17 protein-coding genes are annotated in these 18,382 nt (G+C 71.3%); 9 read left to right on the plus strand and 8 right to left on the minus strand.

What is annotated here, in order from left to right; all coding sequences use genetic code 11:
• Nucleotides 1-114: 114 nt before the first annotated feature.
• The 3 genes from BLU79_RS04955 to BLU79_RS04965 all read right to left on the minus strand — a co-directional run bounded on the left by BLU79_RS04955 (nt 115) and on the right by BLU79_RS04965 (nt 1,689).
• Entirely contained in the window at nt 115-423 is a 309-nt protein-coding gene (locus BLU79_RS04955) for a hypothetical protein (RefSeq protein WP_093904880.1), read from the minus strand.
• Nucleotides 424-678: 255 nt separating this feature from the next.
• Nucleotides 679-969 carry a hypothetical protein gene (locus BLU79_RS04960; RefSeq protein ID WP_093904368.1) on the minus strand — a complete coding sequence of 97 codons (291 nt, stop codon included), beginning with the start codon at nt 967-969 and terminating at the stop codon, nt 679-681.
• 231 nt (nt 970-1,200) lie between these two features.
• Entirely contained in the window at nt 1,201-1,689 is a 489-nt protein-coding gene (locus BLU79_RS04965; RefSeq protein ID WP_093904369.1) for a hypothetical protein, read from the minus strand.
• A gap of 342 nt (nt 1,690-2,031) precedes the next feature.
• On the opposite strand from BLU79_RS04965, the gene BLU79_RS04970 reads away from it, so the two are divergent.
• The 6 genes from BLU79_RS04970 to BLU79_RS04995 all read left to right on the plus strand — a co-directional run bounded on the left by BLU79_RS04970 (nt 2,032) and on the right by BLU79_RS04995 (nt 7,422).
• Nucleotides 2,032-2,835, plus strand: coding sequence for a hypothetical protein (locus BLU79_RS04970; RefSeq protein WP_093904370.1), 804 nt, complete (start codon nt 2,032-2,034; stop codon nt 2,833-2,835).
• Between the two features lie 75 nt (nt 2,836-2,910).
• Complete coding sequence (locus tag BLU79_RS04975; protein ID WP_093904371.1) at nt 2,911-3,192, plus strand: hypothetical protein; 282 nt, start codon at nt 2,911-2,913, stop codon at nt 3,190-3,192.
• 143 nt (nt 3,193-3,335) lie between these two features.
• The gene (locus BLU79_RS04980) at nt 3,336-4,607 is read left to right on the plus strand and encodes a WS/DGAT domain-containing protein (protein WP_093904372.1); all 1,272 of its coding nucleotides are present in this window, start codon (nt 3,336-3,338) and stop codon (nt 4,605-4,607) included.
• 37 nt (nt 4,608-4,644) lie between these two features.
• Nucleotides 4,645-4,920, plus strand: coding sequence for an acyl carrier protein (locus tag BLU79_RS04985; RefSeq protein ID WP_093904373.1), 276 nt, complete (start codon nt 4,645-4,647; stop codon nt 4,918-4,920).
• Nucleotides 4,917-6,125 carry a beta-ketoacyl-[acyl-carrier-protein] synthase family protein gene (locus tag BLU79_RS04990; RefSeq protein WP_093904374.1) on the plus strand — a complete coding sequence of 403 codons (1,209 nt, stop codon included), beginning with the start codon at nt 4,917-4,919 and terminating at the stop codon, nt 6,123-6,125. Before BLU79_RS04985 ends, BLU79_RS04990 begins: the two co-directional genes overlap by 4 nt.
• A 19-nt stretch (nt 6,126-6,144) precedes the next feature.
• Nucleotides 6,145-7,422, plus strand: coding sequence for a wax ester/triacylglycerol synthase domain-containing protein (locus BLU79_RS04995; protein WP_093904375.1), 1,278 nt, complete (start codon nt 6,145-6,147; stop codon nt 7,420-7,422).
• Here BLU79_RS04995 and BLU79_RS05000 read toward each other — a convergent pair.
• Nucleotides 7,310-8,503, minus strand: coding sequence for a DUF4037 domain-containing protein (locus BLU79_RS05000; RefSeq protein ID WP_093904376.1), 1,194 nt, complete (start codon nt 8,501-8,503; stop codon nt 7,310-7,312). The two genes, BLU79_RS04995 and BLU79_RS05000, sit on opposite strands and share 113 nt — an antisense overlap.
• A gap of 233 nt (nt 8,504-8,736) precedes the next feature.
• Between BLU79_RS05000 and BLU79_RS05005 the strand changes: the two genes are divergently transcribed.
• Complete coding sequence (locus BLU79_RS05005) at nt 8,737-10,230, plus strand: VMAP-C domain-containing protein (protein ID WP_093904377.1); 1,494 nt, start codon at nt 8,737-8,739, stop codon at nt 10,228-10,230.
• 289 nt (nt 10,231-10,519) lie between these two features.
• Nucleotides 10,520-14,407 (plus strand): FxSxx-COOH system tetratricopeptide repeat protein, encoded by a 3,888-nt coding sequence (fxsT, locus tag BLU79_RS05010; protein WP_177000870.1) that lies wholly within the window; start codon nt 10,520-10,522, stop codon nt 14,405-14,407.
• A gap of 39 nt (nt 14,408-14,446) precedes the next feature.
• Here fxsT and BLU79_RS05015 read toward each other — a convergent pair whose 3' ends face one another.
• From BLU79_RS05015 to BLU79_RS48085, 4 genes are all read right to left on the minus strand, one after another.
• Nucleotides 14,447-16,267, minus strand: coding sequence for an HEXXH motif domain-containing protein (locus BLU79_RS05015; protein WP_093904379.1), 1,821 nt, complete (start codon nt 16,265-16,267; stop codon nt 14,447-14,449).
• 17 nt (nt 16,268-16,284) lie between these two features.
• Nucleotides 16,285-16,455, minus strand: coding sequence for a hypothetical protein (locus BLU79_RS48080; protein ID WP_177000871.1), 171 nt, complete (start codon nt 16,453-16,455; stop codon nt 16,285-16,287).
• A 133-nt stretch (nt 16,456-16,588) separates the two neighbouring features.
• Entirely contained in the window at nt 16,589-17,707 is a 1,119-nt protein-coding gene (locus BLU79_RS05025; protein ID WP_177000872.1) for an effector-associated domain 2-containing protein, read from the minus strand.
• A gap of 4 nt (nt 17,708-17,711) precedes the next feature.
• On the minus strand, nt 17,712-18,014 hold the full coding sequence (locus tag BLU79_RS48085) for a trypco2 family protein (RefSeq protein ID WP_093904382.1): 303 nt from the start codon (nt 18,012-18,014) through the stop codon (nt 17,712-17,714).
• A 189-nt stretch (nt 18,015-18,203) separates the two neighbouring features.
• Here BLU79_RS48085 and BLU79_RS48090 point away from each other — a divergent pair, with 189 nt between their 5' ends.
• The gene (locus BLU79_RS48090; protein WP_177000873.1) at nt 18,204-18,374 is read left to right on the plus strand and encodes a hypothetical protein; all 171 of its coding nucleotides are present in this window, start codon (nt 18,204-18,206) and stop codon (nt 18,372-18,374) included.
• The last annotated feature ends 8 nt before the right edge of the window (nt 18,375-18,382 follow it).

Below are 18,382 nucleotides of genomic sequence, written 5' to 3' on the forward strand. Positions count from 1 at the left end.
GGGAGACCGGAGAGCGAAGAAGGCAGAGAAGGCAGAAAGCAGAGAAAGCGGAGAATGCCGGACCGGGAGTGAAACCCGGTCCGGCATTCTCCGCTTCTGTGGGGCGGCTCTGGCTTACTTGCCGCCGACGGCGTTGTTGCAGCCCATGGACGAGCCCAGGCCGGTCTCCTGCGCGCCCGGGTTGCCCTCGCCGTTCAGCAGGTTGCCACCCAGGCCGTTGGCGATGCCGACCTGGCCGAGGACGTCGACGTTGGCGTCGTGCGACTTGCAGGAGGTGCTCTGCAGGACGCTGAAGCTGGCGCCGCCGTGGCTCCGGCTGTTCTTGCCCCATCCGCCCTGGTCGGCGTGGGCAGCGCCGGTGGCCAGGATTCCGACGCTCCCGAGGGCGGCAACCAGGACGGCGGCCTTGTGGAGCTTGCGCATGTTCTTCTCCGGTGGAGTGAAGAGGGTGCGATCCATGACAGATCGACTTCGAACAGTTACGGAGGCTAATAGGAAATATTTGGGATTAATAAGCGGCACGCCGAATTCGGAGAAGTCTCACCACCTTGGCGGATATCCGGGAAATGTTTCGTGTCGCGCTTGAATCACGACACAAAAAGGTGTCCCGGTACCGGGCTCGAAGCCTGGTACCGGGACTTTTTCCTGCGGTCGGCCGGCTAGGCGGCCGTCATGCTCTTAGAAGGCGCTGTTGTTGCAGCCCATGGACGAGCCGAGGTGGGTGTCCTGCCCACCGGCGTTGCCCTCGCCGTTCAGCGCGTTGCCCAGCAGGCCGTTGAGGATGCCGACCTGGCCGAGGACGTCGAGGTTCAGGTCGTGCGACTTGCAGTTGGAGCTCTGCAGGACGCTGAACTTGCCCCCGTCCTTGCCGCCGTGACCGCCCTGGTCGGCGGTGGCGGTGCCGGCGCCCAGAAGGCTGACACTGCCGAGGGCGACGACCAGAACGGCAGCCTTGCGAAGCTTGTGCATGTCATCTCCGGTGGAGTGAGGTGGGTGCGATCTGCAGGAGATCGACTTCGTACAGTTACGGGAGATTAATCCGAACTATCTGATATGTCCGAAAGGCACGCCGGGATTCGTGATCTCGTATCAGAAAGCACCCGGAAGCCGGATCGCACCAAGAAAAAGTGCTGGTCACGGCCGCTCGGTGAGGGCTGTGGCCAGCACGTTCCGCCGTGTCGAGGGCGGCGGGCCCGGCGCCTAGCTGGTGGCGCGGGCGGAGGCGGCGGCGTTCGCCTGGCTGTTGGCCTGGTCGCAGTCGACGCCCGTGGCCTCGGCGGCGGCGAGCGCGGCGACCGGGACGTTCGCGTTGAGCAGCGACTGCGGGCTGCACTCCTGGGACGGGCGGAAGAGGTTGGTCTGGCCGAGCGGGTCGGAGGCGGGGGCCTGAGCGGGCGAGAGCTGCGGGTTGATCTGCGGGCTCAGCTGGGGGCTGACCTGCGGGCTCACCTCGGCACCGCGCTGGGGCGCCGCCGCCGCCGGTCGCTGCGCATAGGACGGCGTGCCGGAGGACTGGACGCTGGCCTGAGAACGGGTCCAGGTGTGGGCCTGGGCATCCCGCTGTCCGACGGGGGGCGGGGTGGTGCCCCGGTAGGCAACGGGAGCGTCGGCGACGCTGGGGCCGGCGCCGATGGCTGACAGACCACTGGCTGCTGCGACGACGAGCGCGACCTGATGAAGCTTGCGCATGAAACCTCGGCCCTTCATTGACCTGTGCATGGAACGTACGGAAATGCTGTGAGCCATTGCTCTGACCTTGTGGGGAACGACGCGGGCGCGTGGCCGGTCACGTGTATTGGCATGCGGTCACCCGTTTGCCAGAGGTATTAATCAATGACAAATCCTCAGAACCGTTTATCGGATTGATGGCAATTGAGTGACGGACTTTCTGATCCCGTGACCTGGTCAGGAAATTGTCGTTGCCAGCGGAGAGAGGGCAGCGATCAGGAGTCAGAGAGAGGGCAACGGGATCCGCTGCTGGCTCCACTGAATACGGATTCCCTGCACAGGTAATGAAGGGCCGAGGGTTCCATGCGCAAGCTTCACAAGGCCGCGCTCGTCGTAGCGGCGGCCGGCGGATTGTCCGCCATCGGCGCCGGCGTAAGCGAGGCGGCCGAATATCCCTATGGGTACGGTGCTCCGGCACCCGCTCCCGAATACCCGGCTCAGTACGCCCCGGCGCCTGCCCCCCAGTACGCGCCGCCTCAGTACTACGCTGCTCCGGCACCTGTCCCGCAGTACGCGCCGCCGCCCCAGTACGCCCCGGCGCCCGCTCCCCAGTACCCGCCGCCCCAGTACGCCGTGGCGGAGGCCCGTTCGACGGGTGTCGCTCAGGCCTCCACCCCGCAGGCCCACCCCCAGTACGCGGCACCGGCCCCGGCGCCTCAGCACGCGCCCCCGGCCCCGCCGCCCGCTCCGGCCCCGGCCCCTGCCCCCGCCCCGGCTCCGGCGCCCGCTCCCGCCCCCCGGCCGCAGGGCGGTTACGCCTCCGCCTCGGCGCAGTCGAACGGCGCCGCGCAGGCCTCCACCCCGTCGCACTCCGCACCGCAGTCGGCCCCTCAGTCGCCGGTGTCCCAGGTCGTGCCGCAGGTCACCCCGCAGACGGCGCCGCAGGTCATGCCGCAGGTCGCCCCGCAGGTCAACGCGCCCCAGGTGTTCAACCCGGAGCCCCCGCCGCGGGTCGCCCCGCAGGTGAACCCGCAGGTGAACCCCCAGGTGAACCCGCTCATCAACCCGCTGGTCCCGACGGCCGGTCCGCCGCAGGTGCCCGGGCTCGGCCTCGGACAGGTCCAGGCGCCCCCGGTGGGCCAGTTGGGTCTGCCGCGGCTCGGCTGAGCTGCCTTTCCGTAGTTGTCCACCGTTCCAACTCGATCTGCTGCACAGCACATCCGCTCGACCAACGGAGAAGAAATGCGCAAGCTTCAGAAGGTCGCCCTCGTGGGCGCCGTCCTCGGCACCGTCGGCTCCTTCGGCGTCGGCACCGCCGTCGCCCACGGCGAGGGGGGAGCTCACGACCTGGACATCTCGCAGGGCATCGAGTGCCGCTCGCACGACATGAACATCGACGTCCTCGGCAGCGTCGGCGCCCTCAACGCCCTGCTCGGCGGCGCGCTCAACGGCGAGGGCAACCCGGGCGCGCAGTCCACCCACCTCGGTTCGGACATGGGCTGCAACAGCGCGGCGCTCAAGTAGAGCGCGTGAAGCGTTCGGTCCGACGCCCGCTCCAGCACGGGGCGGGCGTTGGACTGTTGAACGCGTCGCACACGTTGAGTGAAGGTCCGTAACCCTGCGTGTAGGGTGAGCTCGTTTACCAGGAAGGGTGGGCGACCTGTCGCATGAGACTGTCCTGTGCCGACGAGATGCTGTTGCTCAACGGGTGTCCGGGAGTCATCGGCCTGGCGGCGGTCTTCTCCGGTGAACAACCGGATGTGGATCAGGTGCGGGCGCGCGTCGCCGAGCGGTGGACGGGCCTGGAGCGGATGAACTGCGTGCTGGACCGTCCCGGGAGCGGCGGGACAGCCCGGCGGGGGCCCTTCCGGCGGCGGCGCGTGCGGTGGGTCGTACCGGGGCCGTTCGATCCCGTCACGCATGTCACCGTGGCCCGCAGCAAGTTGGATGACCTGTGGGCGCAGAGCGTGGACCGGCCGCTCACCGGCGCGGTCCCGCCCTGGCGGCTCTTCGTGGTCCCGGACGCGGCGTACGGCGGCGGGTTCGCCCTGGCCCTCGTGGCCCAGCACGTGCTGCTGGACGGACGTTCCCTGGCGACGCTGATGCGTTTGTTGACGGACAGCCCCGTGGTGGCGAGGGATTCGGCGCGGTCGGCGCCGCTCACGCGTGCGGGGCTGCGCGCCGCGGGCCGGGAGCTCAGGGCGATGGCGGCCGTGGGGCAGGCCCTTCCGATGCGGTCGCCGCAGGAGACGTATCCCTCGGTCGCGGTGAGTGAACTGCCCGCGCATCTGGTCCGGTCCGCGCGCCGGCAGCCCGCCGACGGCCGGGGCGCGACGCTGAACGAACTGCTGGTCGGGGCGGTCGCCGGGGCGCTGCGGGCCCGGTACGGTCCGGTGCGCGGGTGGCGGCAGCGGGACGAACCCGCGTACACGGCCGTACCGTGCGATCTGCGCACCCGGGCGAATCCGCGGGAACTCGGGAACACGCTCACGGTGGTTCGGGTTCCGTTGCCCGTCGACGTGGACGGGCCCGTGGCGCGGCTGCGGGCGTGTCAGGCCGCGTTGGCCTCGGTCCCCGAGCGGGCCGCCGTCCACGCGGGGATGTTGTTCCCCGCCACCGAAGCGGTACGGCGGACCGGCCCGTGGGTGACCAGGCTGCTGACCAACCGCGGTCGCCGCTCCTGTTTCGCGGCGACCGCGACCACAGCCATGAAGTGGCCCGGTGGGCCGAGCACCTTCGAGGGGCGTCGGCTCGTGCGCACCGTCGGGCTGCCGCCCTTGCAGCATCCGGGCACCGTCAGCTTCGCCCTGGCCCAGGCGGGGGACGCGTTCACCCTCACCGTGGTGTGCAACCTGCGCCCGGACGACGCGAGACGGCTCGGCGACGCGGTCGTCACGGAGTTCGGGACATGGGCTCGGACGGCGACGCCGTCGGGGTGAGTCAGCCCTGACGGCACCAGGAGATGGAGGCAGTTGCATGGATGTGGAACACGGCGACGTATGGGAAGCGCTGCGCCCGCTGTGCGCGCGGGTGATGTCGGTGCCGCCGGAGGCGGTCGTGCCGCAGGCCCGGCTGGTCGCCGACCTGGGAGCCGACAGCCTGGACATCACCGAACTGGAGGCGGCGTCCGAGGAGTTGTTCGGGGTGTCCTTGCGGGGGACCGACAAGAGGGGCGTGTCCACCGTGGGTGATGTCGCCGACCTCATCGTGAGCCTGCGCGCCCGGCCCGCCCACACCCCCGTCGCCCGGTGACCCGCCGACCCGCTGTCGCCGTCACGGGCCTGGGCGTCCGCTGCGCCGCCGGAGCGACTCCGGCGGCGCTGTGGGAGAGCCTCGTACAGGGCCGTACGGCGACCGTGCTGCACACGTTCGACGACGAGGGCACCGTCGTATACCCCGCGTGTCCGATGACCGACTTCGACCCGACCGGTTACCTGACGCCCAAGGAGGTGCGGCGGGCCGACCGGTCGGTGCAGTTGGCGGTGTGCGCGGCCGTGGACGCCGTCGAGGACGCCGGCGGGCTGCGGGTCGAGGCCGGTCGGCGGGCGGTGGTCACCGGTACCGGGTACGGCGGGGTGATCAGCCAGGAGAACGGCATCGGGCGTCCCGATGTGCTCTACGCGCCCCGGCTGATGCACAACGCGGGTGCGTACTGGATCAGTGCCCGGCTCGGGATCACCGGCCCCAGTCTGACGGTCTCCACCGCGTGCGCCTCCGGGACGCACGCGGTGGGTGAGGCGATGCAGATGATCCGGGCGGGGTGCGCGGACGTCGTGGTGGCGGGCGGTCATGACAGCCCTCTGACGCCGACGACCGCGCTGGCCTTCGGGCGGGCCGGTGCGATGGTCACCGAGTGCGCGGATCCCGCCGCCGCGTCACGGCCGTTCGACGCCGGGCGGCAGGGTTTCGTCCTCGCAGAAGGGGCGGCCTTCCTGGTGCTGGAGCGGCTGGACCTCGCGCAGGCGCGGGGCGCCCGGATCTACGCCACGCTGACCGGGTACGGCCGTACGTCCGACGCCCACCACCTCACCGCGCCGCATCCCGACGGGGCCGGGGCACGGGCGTGCATGGAGCAGGCGCTCGCCGACGCCGGGACGACCGCGGAGGCCGTCACCCATGTCAACGCGCACGGCACCGGCACCGAGTTGAACGACATCGCGGAGGCGCAGGCCATCGCGGCTCTGTTCGGTCCCGGCCGGGTGCCGGTCACCGCGCCCAAGTCGGTGACCGGGCACGGTCTGGGGCTGGCGGGGGCGCTGGAAGCGGTGATCACGGCCTGGTCGGTGCGGGAAGGGTTCGCGCCGCCGACCGCGTGTCTCACCCGGCTGGATCCCCGGTGCGAACTGGACGTGGTCACCGGTGAACCGCGCAAGATCCCGAACGGCCCGGTGATCAGCAACAGTTTCGCCTTCGGGGGCCACAACGCCTGCGTCGTCCTCGATTCGCCGCACGGCTGATCAGCGGAGGGTTCGTCCCATGAGGTTGACCGCCATCGAAGAAGGGCACCTCCGCAACGGGCTCCCGGGGACGATCGGCATCGCCGCGGTGTTTCCCGGAACGCCGTTCGAGCCGGCCGAGATGCAGTCCCGGGTCCGTGAACGGTGGGGCGGGCTGGAGCGGATGAGTCGGGCCCTGGAGCTTCCCGCCGGGCCGTCGGCGCTGTCGGGGCACCGGTGGGCGGCCGCCCGGTCGTTCGATCCCGGTGCGCATGTCACCACCACGGACCAGGATCTCGAATCGCTGCTGGCCGAAGGCGTGAGCCGCCCGCTGCCGGCCGAACGGCCCCTGTGGCGGCTGGTGGTGACGCGGGCCGCCACTCCGGTGGGCGAGCACGCCGTCGTACTGCTCGCCGATCACGCGCTGCTGGACGGCAGATCCCTGGAGACCCTCTTCCGGCTGCTGATGGACGACGCCGAACCGCCGTCCCCGGCGGCACATCGGCTCGCGACGGCGGGGCCGCGCCCGTCCGTCCGTCCCGCCACCGTGGGCAGGGAGTTGCGCCGCATCGGGGCCACCGGCCGCCCCCTGCCCACGGCTCCCTCCGGTGCACCGCGGCCGTCGGTGGCCGTGGTCGGGCTCGACCCGCAGGTGATGCGTGCGGCGCGCCGCCGGCCGGCCGACGGGCGGGGCGCGACGCTCAACGAACTGCTGCTCAGCGCTTACGCCGGCGCCCTGGGCGCCTGCTACGGCCCGCTGCGCTCCTGGCCCGGCGGATCAACCCCCTTCTACGCCACGGTGCCGGTCGACCTGCGGACCCGGCACGACGCCCAGCGGCTCGGCAACGGCGTCACCGCGCTGCGCATCCCGCTGCCCGTCGACGTCGAGTCCCCGGTGGCCCGGCTCCAGGCGTGCCAGGACCTGGTCGCGGCGTTCCCGCGCCGCCTCGACGCCCACCGCGCGATCCTTCCCACGCTGCAGTCGGCCGCGCGTGCCGTGCCGTTGCTGGCCGGGGTGATGGCCAGGAACCTGGCGCGCCCCGAGGCCACCACGAGTCTGTGCACCGCCTTCAAGTGGCGGGACAACCCGAGCCACTTGCACGGCCGCCGCCTGTCGCGCGTCGTCCCCCTGCCGCAGCTCTCCCCGCCCGGCACGGCGAACCTCTGCCTCGTCCACACTGTCGATGCCTACACGCTCACCGTCGTCAGCCACGCGGGTGCGGGTGCCGCGGGGATGATCGGTGATGCCGTGGCGCAGGAACTGAAGGCAGTGGCGGCGTACGACGTTCCTGCCGCGTCTGCTGGACCGTCGTGGTGAACGCCCTGGTCAGGGCAGGGCGCGTCAGGACGTCCGTACTGTCGGCGAACTGGTCCACCGCCCCGACGGGCGGCAGGTCCTTGAGGGCCGGGTCGGTGATGCGGGCGGTCAGGGCCTCGGTGAAGCGGTCGGCGCGCAGGACCTGGAAGGGGCGGGAGTGGTACGCGCGCGTGGCCGGGTCGACGCGGTCGGTCAGGTGGAGCTGGTTGTGCTGGTGCGCGACGATCTCGTAGGCGTGGACGAGGTGCTGCTCGCGCGCGTGCCAGTCGGTGGCGGCGAGGGCCGCCGTCAGGACGGGGGACAGCCGGGGGCCGGCGGCGGTGCGGGCGAAGGCGCTGCCCAGCCATTTGCCGTACGGCGGGTAGCGGCGGTCCATCAGGAGGCTGAGCCGCATCAGGTCACGGGCCAGGCGGGCGGCGGTGACGGCGGAGCCCAACTCGTCGCCGACCTCGCCGCAGCGGCCCACGAAGGCCTCCTCCTGCGCGACGCGCTGCCACTGGCAGGCCAGGGCGTACAGCCAGACGTCGTGGGGGTACCAGCGCAGCGCGCGGCGTAACGGCGTGAGGGTGTGCAGTCCGTCGTGGAAGACGGCGCCCGCGGTGACCTCGGCGAGGAGCTGGGTCGGGGTGGCCAGCCAGTCGGCCGGGGTGATGTCCTGCGCCGGGTCGAAGCCGAGGGTGTCGGTGAACCAGGTGGAGGTGCCGGTCACTTCGACGCGGTGGTGGACGGGGCCGTCGGTGCGCCGCATGACGCGGATGTCGCCGTTCGTCTCGCCGGTGGGGGCGAAGTTCGTGGGATGGCCGAGGAACGTCTTCGGGAGGTGCTCGGCGAGTACGTGTCTGATGCGGGCGGCGTGCCGGGGGACGTCGTGGCGGTGCAGGAAGACCTGGAGGCGCGGGCCCCATTCGTGGTCGGCGGAGCGCGGGGTGTCGTAGCCGAGGACCTCGGAGCCGCTGCCTATGCGCGCGGCGGAGTGGGGGATGCCCGGGGCGGCCTCCTCCAGCAGTGGGCGTACGGCGTCGGTGTAGAAGCGGCGGGAGAGTTCGAGGCCGGGGAGGAAGTCCGGTGCGGGGGTCGGCATATTCGTTTGGTTCATGCCGTGAGCCTTGCCGCGTGAGCGTCCGTCAAGCACGGGACTTTCACGTCGTAAGCGGAGGATGTTCACGTCGTGAGCGAGGGATTTTCACGCCGGGTCCCCGGCGGTGCCCGCGGGCGATGCCCCGGGCATGGCCGACCTCCTGCCAGGCCCCGCTCGGCGGCCTTACCCTGGTCGGCACCATCAGGGCACCTTGGCGGCTGTCTGGAGGTAACGGGGTGACGGATCGTGACAACGGGGATGCGGGACGTGGTCTTGAGCGGGCCCGCAACAGGCTGGTCGTCTCCATCGTGGACGCTCTGCAACGTGCGGCCACGGTGAACCAGGCGGGCAGCCGCGAGTTATGGCGGGAGATGCTCGCCGACGAACTGGACTCGCCCGTGGAACCCTTCGGTGGCGACCGGCTGCGGCCCTGGTTGCTGCAAGTGGTGAAGAGATGCACACAGGTGGGCGACGGCCTGGCCTGTCTGGTGCGGTCGCTGGAGTACGTGGAACAGGAGTCGGCGACGGTCGCCGAGCTGTGGCCGCTCGTGGACGAGTGGGAGGCCGTCGACTTCTTCCGGCACGCCGACCTCGGCGACCTGAGGCCCGTGCTGTCGTCCCTGCCCTCGTCGGACCTCGCCGCCATGGCGCGGCGAGCGAGCCGGTCCCGGGTCCAGGAACTGCCTTCCTGGTGTCGGACGGCATGGCAGGTCCTCCTGCGGCTGGCCGGCGAGAACTCCCCGGCCGGTGAGCTGCCGCCCAGCCTGGCCTTCCTCGCGCTGTCCGCCGACCGGCTGGTGGAGGAGGGGCGGACGGACGAGGCGGAACTGCTGCGCCGGTTCAACCGTGGCCAAGCCCTGAAGCTGGGAGTCGCCGACGAGCTGGCGGACTGGCAGCACTCGGAGTTCCCGCAGCCGGCGCCGTCCCTTGTTCCCGCGTATCTGCTCCTCCAGTTCGAGCCGGACCGCATCGAGGCGGACCACTACTACCTCTCGCACTGGCGCCAGTCCGACTCGGAGGGCTGGCACCCCGTGCGCGGCGAGACCGTCCGCCACGGCCGGGAGGAGCTGCCGGGTGCCGTGGAGCGGCTGATCGAGGAGGTCGAGGAGAAGTGGGCCGATCTGCGGCAGCCGGTGATCCTTGAGTTCGTCCTGCCGTGGGAGCTGCTGAACGAGCCGGTGGAGTGGTGGTCGAAGGAGTCCGACTCCGTCTCCCCGACTCCGCTGGCCCTGGACTATCCGGTGGTGGTGCGCAGCCTGGAGCGACTGCAGCGGGCCGCCTGGCACCGGCCCTGGCACAACAAGTGGCGTCAACTGCGTGAGCGCCCGGCGGACAGTCACCCGCACTGGAGCCGTCCGGAGCAGGACGGGGCGTACTTCTTCCATCTGGAGCGCGAGCTCAAGGAAGACCTCCACGCGGTGTGCCTGGTGCTCAGCGAGCCGCCCGGCGACGACTCGGGCACCGGCCGCCGGGAGATCCTCGCGGGGCTGCGGGCCGGGGTACCCGCGATGATCTGGCACCGCAGCGACTGCGCGGACCCGATGTTCCAGGACGCCATCGGCGAGATACTGGAGGACCGGGGGCTCGGCAGCCTGGCCGAGCGGGTCGGGAAGTGGCGCAAGGAGGCGTTGGCTCTCGGCCCGGGCGGCTGGGACCAGCATGTCGGCCGCCATCTGGCCATCCTGCTCGACGATCCGGAGCGCAAGCCGAGCCCGCCCGGGCCCGTGTAGTCCTTGACTCACCCGCACGCCGGAGGCAACGCTGTAGCCGGGTCAGGACGGCCCTCACACCGCGGCTTTGTGGCTTGTGTCCGTGTTGCAACGCACGCGGACCGCTGCCAGTCTTGGCACGTGGATGTCACGCATGCCCGCGGACTGCGGGACTCCTCTTCAGTGTTCCTTCCTTCACTCCGCTCGCCCTCCGGCACAACCGGACGCTCTGAGAGCGCTTATGCAGTGTGACGACGGCTCACGACCCCTGCCGGCACCGGTATCTGACGTAACGTCAGTAGACCCGGTGGTGCGGATTCTGAGTGAACTGGAGCGACCTGATTCCCCGGACCTGCCGGGCGTACTGCTGGTTCTGGACGACCACGTGACCATGCGGGTCTGGGACGAGACGGTCGGTCAGCTGGCCGAGGCGTTGGCCCGCCAGGAGCGGCTGGGCGAGATCACCGTGGTACGGCTGCTGAGTTCGGACGACACCGAGCCGGCCCGGATCCGGCTTGAGCACCTTCCGCCCGCCGACGCCGGGCACCGGGTGGTACTGGTGCTGACCGACGGGCTGGGCGCGGGCTGGCGGTCGGACGCCGTGCTGCCGCTGCTGCGTGAACTCGGCCGGAGCGAGCCGCTCGCGATCCTGCACCTGCTGCCGCAGCGGCTGTGGTTCCGCACCGGCCTGGACGTGTACCGCATGCGGCTGAGCGCCGCAGAAGCCTGGGCGCCGAACGACTCCCTGGGGTGGGAGCTGCGGACCTCCCCGCTCGAACCCGTCGACGACCCGTCCGCACGCGTCGATGTGGTGCCGGTCCCCGTGCTGGAGCTGACCGAGCGTTCGCTGTCCTGCTGGGCCGACCTGGTGGCCGGACGGTCCCGAGGCTGGCTGGAGATGTCGGGCGTGCGGGCCCGCGACTGGAAGCGGCGCCCGGATGCCGCACGGGCGGTGCCGTGGATCGAGGACGTCCCCGATCCCGCCAGCGCCGTACCGCCGTGGGAGCGCGTCTCGGAGTTCCGGGCCGCCGCCTCGCCGACCGCGTTCGCGCTGGCCACTCGGCTTGCCGCCGCTCCTCTGTCGTTGCCGGCGATGAGAGCCGTGACCGCCTCGGTTCCGGGTGCGGGGCCCGCGCACCTCACCGAGCTGCTGATGAGTGGACTTGTGCGGCCCGCGGGCGCGGACGCCGAGCGCGCGGCCGATGTGGCCTACACCTTCGGCCCCAACATCCGGCAGGAGTTATTGGCGCTGTCCCGCCGCCGGGACACCGCCCGGGTGCTGCACGACGTACGGGCGCTGCTCGCGGACGTCCGGGAGGGCACCGAACCGGTGCTGCCCGACGCGGACGAACTGTTCGAGACGGCCGACGTGCCCTCCGTGACCCGGTTCAACGTGGCGTTCCTGCGGGTCGAACTGGCCGCGCTGCGGGCCCTTTCCGGACGTTTCCTGCCGCGGGCGGAGCGGCTGGAGCGGGCGCTCGGGGACTACGACCGGCAGAACACCGTCAGTCTTCGCAAGGGCCCGGGTGGCCGCGGCGGGGCCGCCCCGAGCACTGTGAATGTTCTTCACCCTGGCGAACTGAGGCCCACGAGGCCTGGGACAACTTCAGAAGGAGCGACCGGGATGGCCACCACGCAGCAGCCGGCAGTGGAGAGCGGGCGTTCGACACAGCCGCGCATCTGGGGGAACATCCCCCCGCGCAACCCGAACTTCACCGGCCGCGTGGACCTTTTGGAACGGCTTGGCGAGCGCCTCCGGGAGGGCACCACCACCGTGCTGCCCGAGGCCATCCACGGCATGGGCGGTGTCGGGAAGACCCAGCTGGCCATCGAGTACGCCTACCGGCACCAGTCGGAGTACGACATCGTCTGGTGGATCCCGGCCGAGCGTCCGGGCCAGATCGGACAGGCCCTCGTGGAGCTCGCCCAGCGGCTCGGGCTCGTCTCCAGCGCGGAGGCCAACATCGCCGGGCCCGCGGTGCGCGAGGCGCTGCGCGAGGGGCGGCCGTACTCGCGGTGGCTGCTGATCTTCGACAACGCCGACAGTCCGGAGCGGGTGCGCGAGTACTTCCCCACCGGAGGGAGCGGCACCATCCTGGTCACCTCCCGCAACCGGCGGTGGAGCGTGGTGGGCCACTCCCTCGAGGTCGACGTCTTCACCCGGGAGGAGAGCAAGCAGCTGCTGCGCCGCTCGGGTCCCTCCGGGACCGACCTCGACGACGCCGAGGCGGACCGGCTGGCCGAGGCCCTCGGTGACCTCCCGCTGGCCCTGGAACAGGCCGCCGCCTGGCGTGCGGAGACCGGGATGCCCGTGTCGGAGTACCTGCGGCTGTTCGAGCACAAGCGCAGCGAACTGCTGGAGGTCTCCCCGCCCCCGGACTACCAGCTTCCGGTGGCGGCCGCGTGGAACGTCTCCCTCGACCACCTGCAGACGCGCAGCCTCACGGCGCTGCGGCTGCTCCAGTTGTGCTCCTACTTCGCGCCGGACCCCATCTCCCGGTCCATCTTCTCCGGGCTCGGCGGCAGCAGCATCGACCCCGAACTCGACCGCGCTCTGAACGACCCCATGCGGCTCGCCCGCGCCATACGGGAGATCAACCGCTACTCCCTCGCCCGGATAGACCACCGCACGAACTCGATCGAGATGCATCGGCTCGTGCAGGCGGTACTGATCAACCGTATGACCCCCGAGGAACAGAACCGCATGCGCAACGGCGCCCACACCCTTCTGGCCGCGTCCGACCCGAAGGGCCCGAACCAGGCCGCCAACTGGCCGCGTTACGCCGAGTTGTACGGCCATGTCATCGCGTCCGGCGCCACCGAGTCCGACCAGCCGTGGGTGCGCGAGCTGGTGATGAACGTCGCCAAGTACCTCTGGTACTGGGGGGACCACACGGTGGCCCGTGAGTTCTCCGAGCAGGCCTGGGAGACCTGGCAGCGACTGTTCGGGGAGGAGGACCAGCAGACCCGCCTGATGGGCTGGTGGCTGGGCTTCGTCTACCTGAAGGTGGGCCGCTACGACGACGCGTCCCGCCTCGTGGCCCAGCTGAAGGACGTCTACGCCCGTACCGCGCCGGCGGACCGGGAGGACACCCGCGAGGACGCGCTGGAGACGATCAACCTCGAAGCCGCCGTACGACGGGTCCAGGGCGAGTTCGCCGCGGGGGCCGAGCTGGACGAGATGGCCTACGACCGGGCTCGGCGCGCGTTCGGCGACGACGATCCGATCACGTTGAGCACCGCGCACAACCTCGGGGTGAGTCTGCGACTGGTCGGTGAGTTCCAGCGCGCGCTGGAACTGGACCGGCACACGCACTTGCTGAAGACGCGGCTGTTCGGCCGTGACCACCAGCAGTCGCTGGTCACCGAGGGCGGCATCGCCATCGACGTGCGCGAGACCGGTGACTACGTCGGTGCGCGGTCCCTGCAGCAGGCGGTCGTCGACGGCTTCCGGGCCGTCTTCGGATCCGGTAACCCCTCGACCCTGGGGACCCTGCGGCAGCTCGGTGAGGCCTGCCGCAAGGAGGGCGATCACGCCACCGCGCTGGAACTGGCGCGCGACGCGTTCGGCCAGTTCACCCGACGCTACGGCGACACACACCCGGATTCGCTGACAGCGGCGCTCGCGCTGTCGGTGGCACTGCGGCACAACGGCGATCTGGAAGCGGCGAAGGACCTCGGCGAGATCACGTCCGCCCGCTTCCGGCGGCTCTTCCAGCCCCACCACCCGCACGTCCTGGCGGCCGACGTCGACCTGGCGGTGACCCTGCGGCTGCTGGGCCGGGTGGAGGAGGCCAAGGAACGGGACCAGGCGGCGCTGGAATCCCTGACCGGACGGCTCGGCGAGAGTCATCCGATCGCGCTGGCCTGTGCCATCAACCTGGCGAGCGACCTGAGCGCCCTGGGACGGGTGGCCGAGGCCCGCGAACTTGGCGAGAAGACGCGGGAGCTGTGCCTGACGCGGCTGGGCGAGGACCACCCCACGACGCTGGTGGGCGCGGCCAACCTCTCTCTGGACCTCATCGCCCTCGGCGAGGAGGCGGAGGGCGAGGCCCTGCGTACGGACGTCCTGGAGCGCATGGAGCGGGTCCTGGACCGGCCGCGTCTCAGCTCGGCCGAGGTCGCGCCGCACCCGGCGACGGTGCAGACCCGGGCGCGGGAGCGGGCCAACTGCGACATCGACCCCATGCCGCTGTGACGCCCGGGACTCGACACGGGGTGGGGCGCACGGGGTGGCCTACCGGGTGACGCTCGGTGAGCCCACCCAGGTGGCCAGGCGGATCGGGTCCGGGGCGGTGTTCGTGGCACGGGTCACGGCTTCGTGGACCGCTCGGACCCGTTCCGGGTGGTGGCACAGGACGTGAGCCGCCTGCGAGGCGGTGCCCGACGCCTTGAGGGCCTGGCCCAGACCCGCCCACGCTCCGGTCCGGCCGGGCTCCCCGGCCAGGTGGGCGACGTACGCCCGGCCGGCGGCGGCAGCTTCTCCCGCGGCCAGCAGGGCGTCGGCGGTCAGGGCTCCGTTGACCCTGGCCGCGGCCTTCTCGGGATCTTCGGGGGCACGACGGTCGTCGTCGGCTCCGCCGAGGCGGTGCCGGACCAGCATCGCCAGGCTGTCCAGCCAGCGCGCTGACGGGTCGGGGACGATGTCGGGCTCGGCCGACAGAGCGCCGGGCGGTCCGCTCGCGCCGGTCAGCCAGGCGTCCACGGCCGCGCTCACGGCCGGCCTCGGCGGGTGCAGGTGGTGGGCCCGCCAGCGTGCGACGTGGTAGTCGGTGCACAGTCGGGCCAGGGCCAGCTGAGCCTCGGGCACCGGCTCCCGCAGCCACTCGGCGCAGCGGTCACGGAGTGTGTCCAGCAGGGCCGAGCCGACCGGGGTGAGGCGTTCGTGGCGGTGGATCTGCTCCATGGCCGCCGCCACGTGCGCCCGCCACAGGGAGAACTCGAAGTGCGGCAGGGCGTTCTGTGCGGCGGTGTCGGTGCGCCGCACACGCCAGAAGCCGGTGACTCCCATGAACGCGTAGATGCCCTGGAGCAGCCCGTCGATGGGACGGGGGTCGTCCCGCCAGGGCGCGTACCAGAGCGCCGTGTCCTCCCCGGCCCTGCCGGTCAGGAGCGGTGTGAGATGCAGCAGTCCGCCCAGCTTGGTGTGCTGGAACTCGTGCACCAGGGTGGCGGCCAGCTGAACGGCGTCGTCCGGCTCCGAGGCCTCCATGCCGCCGAAGGCGTCCCCTGCCGACACGCTGCGTGGCCGAAACCTTTCCCCTGCGGGGGTCGGGGTGAGGGAGAACATGCCTCGCCGCAAGGCGTCGGCGGTCCCGGGCAGATCGCGCAGCAGCACGTCCCAGGCCCGCTCCAGCACCTGCTGCCACTGTGCCGCCGCCTCCTCGGACAGCGGGCGCGGTTCGGTCGGCCGTGGGTATGTCCGGTACGGGTCCACGTCGTCCAGCGTCATCTCCAGCCGCCGCTGCGCCGGACCGACCGCGAGCCGGCGCACCGGATACCAGCCGGGACCCGGTGATCCGGGCGGGTCCGGTAAGGCGACTGTGGCCCCGTGCGCCTCGACGACGGCGCGTCCGGCCCCGGACCGCACCGTGGCCGTCGCCCACGGCTCGGTGACGGGCAGTTCGGCGCAGCCGAGCATCGGCAGCGGCACGCGGCCGTGCCGCATCGGCACGTCGAGGGTGAAGTCCAGCTCCGCGCGTAGCGCCGCTGCGGCGGCGAGAGCCGAGAAGTGTCCCAGCACCACCCACAGCGGAGGCTCGTCCTGCGGCACCGTCCCGCGCAGCCGACGCAGCACCGATGCCAGCCACATGCCCGTCTGCGGATACATGAGCAGGTCGTCGACGACGGAGGGGGCACGCCGCTGTGCCTGGCTGAGCAGGTTCCAGGCGGGCCCGACGTCCGCGGCGTCGTCCAGCATCCGCAACAGCAGCAGCCGGCGGCTGCGTTCGGCGCCGATCAGCAGGTCCAGGGTGTCCGGTCCGCCTTCGCCCCGGGTCAGTTCGGCCAGGGCGGCGGACGGCAGCTGATGATGCGGCAGCGATGGCTCAGTGCGCATGGGTGGCCCTGGCGTCCTCAGTCGAAGCGCTCCGCGGGGTTGAAGTCGCCCCCCTCGCTGGCCTGCGGGCGGTCGATGCGTTGCTGCAGTTCCTCCAGAGATGAGGCGAGAACTCGACTGTCCATGGAGCGCAGCGTTTCAAGAGATACCCCCGCGAGATCGACCAGGTTGGACTCGACGGCGGCCACAGACGGCTCCATGACGGCCAAACCCCTTCCCTCCCCGACTGCCTTTGTGGATGCGATCTGGCTACATCCCCCTGATAATGGCCCGCCCTACCGGGGATGAAACCCCGCGTCCTCCCGGCGCCGCGATATCAGGTCAGGGTCTCCCGTCGGCTCGGCGATGGCGCCGGGACAACTCCGCCGCCTCCTGGTCCACGCGGGCCACCCCCGCCGAGTCGCTCTCCAGCAACCGTATTGCTTCGAGGAATTGATCCAAGGACCCCGGATAGCGCAGGCATGTCCTCAGGATCCCGAACACATCCGGCCGCAGGGCGGGGGAGCGGGGGCTCATGGCGGCGATCACCGGGTCGATGCCGGCCAGGACGAGAGCGAGGGTGGTGCGGTCGCTCACCGTGGGCAGCGCGGTCAACGCGCCCACCAAGCCGTTGAGTTCGCGCAGCGGGAGGTCGTCCGGCAGGTCCGCCAGGCCGACCGGTTGTGCCGATGCGGGCGGCGGGGAGGAGGAGCGGATGAGTCCGGTGGCGGACGCGGGAAGGCCCGCGCACCGGTGCAGCAGGACCAGTTCGGTGTCGGTCAGGAGGTCGTACCAGCGGTCCACGCGGACGGCGGCGAGGCGGCCCAGGCCGTCCGCGCGGTGGTGCGCGCTGATGAGGCCGATGAGCATGCCGTCGTGCCAGACGGCCGCGCCGGACATGCCCTCCCAGGGTGAGCGGTCCGCCTCGGGGTCCGACTCGGGTGGGGTGACGGCGAGTTCGAGGGTGCCCTCGCGGCGGTTGGACAGTACGGAGGTCGACCCGGTCGCGTGACAGGAGTCGCGGTACTGGGACGGTGATCCGTCGTCGAGCCGCCGCATCCGGTCCTCGCGCAGTTTGAACCGAGGGAATCCCATGGCCGTGACCGGAAGCACGTCGTCCGCGTCGGCCACGGTGCCGTACGGCGGCGACGGCACGGCCGCGGCCGTGTGGACGCCCGTCGGTACGGGCCCGTCGATCTCCAGGAGCGCTACGTCGGCCTTGTCGGAGGCCAGCACCACACGGGCGGGCGCGGTCCACTCATCGGCGCGGTCGGCCTCGAACCGTACGACTGTGGTCGCGGTCTCGGCGTCCCGGACGACATGGGCCGCGGTGAGTACCCAGCGCGGGCCGACCCGGTAGCCGGAACCACGACGTCCGGCGCCCCGTGCCGTGGGCGGACGGACCAGCACCTCCGCCACCCGTACCGGGTCCAGGCCGCGGCGCGTGTCCCCAGCGAACACCAGTTCAGCGCTCTCGCTCGGCTTCGTCGCCGCTCACCCAGGGCGCCCGTCCGCCGCCGCTGCGGGTGCGCGGATCAAGGGTCAGCTTGACCCGGTGCGTGACGCTGTCCGCCAGCCGGCCGTCCGCGCCCGTCTCCACCACCCAGAAGCGGACCTTGCCGCCGGCCGTCGCCGATCGCTCCACCACCACGGCGGCCTCCAACTCCACCGGGCCCACCTCGAAGTAGAGGTCCTCGTCGGCGGCGGCGGTCCGCGCCGCAGTCAGTTCCCTGCGCAACTCCTCGATCATTTCCGCGAGTTCAATCACACAGGGTGCTTACCCGCGCCGCCCTCCCGTCACTCGATCGGGGACGGGTTCCGCGCTGTTGTGCTGTGCGACACCTGGGATGGATTAGGGTCGCTGAAGCAGCTTGAAACCACCTGAAACAGTGATTTTCAGGGATCAAGTTTGCTATATGCGTTCGTATCATCACCTCAACTGTCGCAGGGACGGGTCATGGAGAAGTCCTCAGTCGAGTCCGAACTGATCGATCTCAGTGAGATTCCCCTGGACGCCTGGCCGTCCCTCGATCTCTCGTCCGCTCAGGGCTCCATGCGGCGGCTGCTCAGCCGTATCGACGATCCGGCGAGCAGCCTCGGCGGCTACAACCCGCAGCGCGACGCGTAGCGCCATGC

Origin of the sequence: Streptomyces sp. cf386, assembly GCF_900103585.1 — a bacterium.
Classification (GTDB): Bacteria; Actinomycetota; Actinomycetes; order Streptomycetales; family Streptomycetaceae; genus Streptomyces.

Bases quoted from the DNA above. Each gene is read 5' to 3' on its own strand.
- BLU79_RS04980 (WP_093904372.1), top strand. From the start codon at position 3,336: ATGAGACTGTCCTGTGCCGACGAGATGCTGTTGCTCAACGGGTGTCCG.
- BLU79_RS04955 (WP_093904880.1), bottom strand. From the start codon at position 423: ATGCGCAAGCTCCACAAGGCCGCCGTCCTGGTTGCCGCCCTCGGGAGC.
- BLU79_RS05015 (WP_093904379.1), bottom strand. From the start codon at position 16,267: ATGCGCACTGAGCCATCGCTGCCGCATCATCAGCTGCCGTCCGCCGCC.
- BLU79_RS04985 (WP_093904373.1), top strand. From the start codon at position 4,645: ATGGATGTGGAACACGGCGACGTATGGGAAGCGCTGCGCCCGCTGTGC.
- BLU79_RS48090 (WP_177000873.1), top strand. From the start codon at position 18,204: ATGGAGAAGTCCTCAGTCGAGTCCGAACTGATCGATCTCAGTGAGATT.
- BLU79_RS04960 (WP_093904368.1), bottom strand. From the start codon at position 969: ATGCACAAGCTTCGCAAGGCTGCCGTTCTGGTCGTCGCCCTCGGCAGT.
- BLU79_RS05000 (WP_093904376.1), bottom strand. From the start codon at position 8,503: ATGCCGACCCCCGCACCGGACTTCCTCCCCGGCCTCGAACTCTCCCGC.
- BLU79_RS04965 (WP_093904369.1), bottom strand. From the start codon at position 1,689: ATGCGCAAGCTTCATCAGGTCGCGCTCGTCGTCGCAGCAGCCAGTGGT.
- BLU79_RS04975 (WP_093904371.1), top strand. From the start codon at position 2,911: ATGCGCAAGCTTCAGAAGGTCGCCCTCGTGGGCGCCGTCCTCGGCACC.
- BLU79_RS04970 (WP_093904370.1), top strand. From the start codon at position 2,032: ATGCGCAAGCTTCACAAGGCCGCGCTCGTCGTAGCGGCGGCCGGCGGA.
- BLU79_RS04995 (WP_093904375.1), top strand. From the start codon at position 6,145: ATGAGGTTGACCGCCATCGAAGAAGGGCACCTCCGCAACGGGCTCCCG.